At 71.4% G+C, this 3,114-nt stretch carries 5 protein-coding genes; 4 read left to right on the forward strand and 1 reads right to left on the reverse strand.

Features of this window, described 5'->3' with window-relative positions; all coding sequences use genetic code 11:
• Positions 1-193 precede the first annotated feature (193 nt).
• The gene (locus AB3X52_RS19345; protein WP_367995743.1) at positions 194-580 is read left to right on the forward strand and encodes a single-stranded DNA-binding protein; all 387 of its coding nucleotides are present in this window, start codon (positions 194-196) and stop codon (positions 578-580) included.
• Here AB3X52_RS19345 and AB3X52_RS19350 read toward each other — a convergent pair.
• A complete protein-coding gene (locus tag AB3X52_RS19350) occupies positions 561-1,682 on the reverse strand; it encodes a DUF1015 family protein (protein WP_367995744.1) in 1,122 nt (373 codons plus the stop codon). The genes AB3X52_RS19345 and AB3X52_RS19350 overlap by 20 nt on opposite strands.
• A gap of 70 nt (positions 1,683-1,752) precedes the next feature.
• On the opposite strand from AB3X52_RS19350, the gene AB3X52_RS19355 reads away from it, so the two are divergent.
• From AB3X52_RS19355 to AB3X52_RS19365, 3 genes are all read left to right on the forward strand, one after another.
• Positions 1,753-2,787 (forward strand): HAD-IIA family hydrolase, encoded by a 1,035-nt coding sequence (locus tag AB3X52_RS19355; protein WP_367995745.1) that lies wholly within the window; start codon positions 1,753-1,755, stop codon positions 2,785-2,787.
• Positions 2,788-2,797: 10 nt separating this feature from the next.
• Positions 2,798-2,986: a hypothetical protein gene (locus AB3X52_RS19360; RefSeq protein ID WP_367995746.1), complete on the forward strand. Its 189-nt coding sequence runs from the start codon at positions 2,798-2,800 to the stop codon at positions 2,984-2,986.
• Between the two features lie 11 nt (positions 2,987-2,997).
• A partial coding sequence (locus AB3X52_RS19365; RefSeq protein WP_367995747.1) for a S4 domain-containing protein occupies positions 2,998-3,114 on the forward strand: 117 nt, incomplete at its 3' end.

A 3,114-nucleotide genomic window follows, 5' to 3' on the forward strand; every position in this document is an offset into this window, starting at 1 on the left:
GCGCTGCTCTCATTTCCACACCCCTTTTTGCGGCAAGCTCACATCGAGGGACGCCGCCGCGGTGCATTCGGCGCGTCTGGATGGGCCGGGTGCCATCCACAATCGACGTTCGTCCACTTGTCGTCCACAGGCAGCGTCGGCACGTCCGCTGTCGGCGGATCCCAGGGGGAAGCATTGCCCCAGGAGGTGATCCGTGGTGGTGACGAAGAAGAAGGAAGATGTCGGCGCGGAGGTCGATCCGACCGTGGGGTTGGCCTCGGTGAACGAGGTGCATCTCGTCGGGCGGCTCTCATCGGCGCTCGTGGAGCGCGAGCTGCCGAGCGGGGATGTCCTGGGCACGTTCCGTGTGGTGGCCGAGCGCATGGAGCCTGCCAGGTCGGGGCGCAGGCGGGTTGATGCGATCGACTGTCATGTCTGGGCGGTGCGGCTGAGGCGGAAAGCTTCGGGTTGGCGGATCGGCGACGTCGTCGAGCTCGATGGTGCACTGCGGCGGCGGTTCTTCCGATCCGGTTCCGGTGTTCAGTCGATGACGGAGGTGGAGGTGCTGAAGGCCCGCCTGGTCAGACGCGTAGGTGCCTGATGAAGACACCCGGATGCGGCTTCGGCTGGAACGAGGTGGCCTTCTCGGGCAGGAGTCGCTCGCTCACGACGCTGTTCCATACATCCGCGAGAGTGGGCGCAGGGAGAAGCACCGCGGTGTCGCGGCCGGGCCGCAGGTGCTTGAGGGCCTCGTCGACGGTGTGGTGGTACCTCACGGCTGGCGGCGTATCGCTCAGCGTCGGGATGAAGGACTCGTGGAGGAACTGGACGGCAGCGGCACCGGGTGGGAGCGGCAGCTGGATACTGGCCCAGGAGGTGGCGTCGGTGACGACCACGGTTCCGGGATGCAGCGCTGCGACGGCCTCGCCGTGGGGAGCGTCGCGCCAGCGACATGCCAGGGTGTGGGCCGTGGTCCGCAGCCGTGCGAACGAGGTGTCGCGCAGTGTTCGGTGGATGGCGCCCAGATGCAGCGGCGCCGTGTGCTGGTCCACGATCATCGCGAGGCCTCGGTCGGTCGGGCCGCCGGGCCCTGCGGCCTGTAGGCGGAGATAGGCGGCGTAGCGGTGGTGACCGTCTGCGACCAGGGCCGGGGTGCGGGACCACGAGTGGTTCAGCTCAGCGATGGCGCGGACGTCTCGGAGCGCCCAGATGCGGTGGTGCTGTCCACCGCGGTCGCTGAACTCGTGGTCGGGTGGCTGCTCGCGTATGCGGGCGACGCACTGCCGCGCGGCCGGTGGGAAGTCCTGCACCAGGAGGATGGGCGCAGGATTGAGCGCCATCCGCGCCATCCGGTCCGCGAGCTCGCGCACCTGCTCCGGGTGGACTCCCTCGTGCGGCAGGACGACCGACTCGGCGGCGATCGGCGTACGACGACTGATGTCGAGCGCTCCGACGACGCCCGCGACGGTCAGTCCGCTGTCGGTGTACTCGTGGACGTAGAGTGCCTCGTGGTCGTCCTCGGTGACGTCGCCGCGAGCGCGCCAGGTGGCCAACCGCGCTTCGACGTTGCGGTACGGGCGCGCGTAGAGTCGCGCGGACGCCGGATCTCCGATGCGGACCGGGTCGAGCCGCAAGGCTCGGAACGGGTGCAGGTGGAAGGGGCCGGCGACGTACGGCGGCGTGACCACGGCGCTGGCGTCCATCTGTCCATCGTAGGGTGACGGTGGTCGCCTCCAGGGGAGGCCGTCGGACGCCAGGAGGAAGGAGCTCACCGTGCTCGAGGGCTCGGCTCGGCCGCTCAGCGAGGTCTTCGACCTGGCGATGCTCGACCTCGATGGCGTGGTGTACGTCGGTGGCCAGGCGGTGCCTCGTGCACCCGAGTCGCTGGCGGCCGCACGTGTCGGGGGCCTGCGGCTGGCGTTCATCACGAACAACGCCTCTCGCGCGCCGCAGACGGTGGCGGACCACCTGTCCGCGCTCGGGGTCCCGGCCTCCGCCTCCGACGTGGTGACGTCGGCCCAGGCTGCGGCCCACGTCCTGCGCGAGCAGCTGGGTGCGGGCGCGAAGGTGGTGCTCCTGGGTGCCGAAGGGCTACGCCAGGCGCTGCTCGACGTGTCGTTGGTCCCGGTCACGGTGGAGGAGGAGGCCGCGGCGGTCGTGAGCGGGTTCGGCCCGGACGTGACCTGGGGCTCGATCATGCATGCCGCCGTACGCATCCGCGACGGCTTGTGGTGGGTGGCCAGCAACACGGATGCGACCTTTCCCACGTCGTACGGCACGGCGCCGGGCCACGGGGTGCTCGTCGATACGCTGCGGCGGTTCAGCGGCGTCGAGCCGGTCGTTGCCGGGAAGCCGGCCCGTCCGCTCCTCGACGAGACGATCCGGCGCGTGGGCGGCGAGCATCCTGTGATGGTCGGTGACCGCCTGGACACCGACATCGCCGGCGCCCATCACGCCGGCGTGCCGTCCCTGCTGGTGCTCACCGGAGTCACCGGCCTGCGAGAGCTGGTCGCGGCAGGCGCCGACGAACGGCCGACGTACCTCTCGCTGGACCTGCGCGGACTTCAGGAGGCCCATGGCCGCCCGGAGCTGCGCGAGGACGGCGTGGCGGTGCTGGGCGGTTGGGAGGCGTACGTCGAGAGCGGCCGCCTGCGGGTCGACGGCACGGGCGGACCCGCGGACTGGTGGCGCACCGTCGCGACGGCGGCGTGGGCCCATCTCGACGCCACCGGTGAGCCCGTCGACGTTGCGGACCTGGACGCGCCACCCGCGAACGAGAGCCCGAGCACTCAGGCCGGTGCGCGGTAGTCTCCCTGCCATGACCGAGCAGCCGCCTGCCGACGCGTCCGCCGAGCCTGCCGAGACGACCGGCGTCCCTGCCGTCGATGCGGTCATCGCCGCGGTGGACGGCCTCGACGGCCGTCCGCTCGAGGAGCACGTGACCACCTTCGAGACGGCCCACGAGCAGCTCCGCCGCGCGCTCGACGCCGCCCCCGAGCAGTCCTGAGCGGGGCGCCCGTGCCACCACGCCGCCTCCGGCTCGACGCGGAGCTGGTCCGCCGCAAGCTCGCGCGGTCCCGCGAGCACGCCAGTGAGCTCATCGCCGCGCGCAGGGTGACCGTCGCGGGTGCGGTC

Source organism: Nocardioides eburneus, from assembly GCF_040838215.1.
GTDB classification, from domain to species: domain Bacteria; phylum Actinomycetota; class Actinomycetes; order Propionibacteriales; family Nocardioidaceae; genus Nocardioides; species Nocardioides eburneus.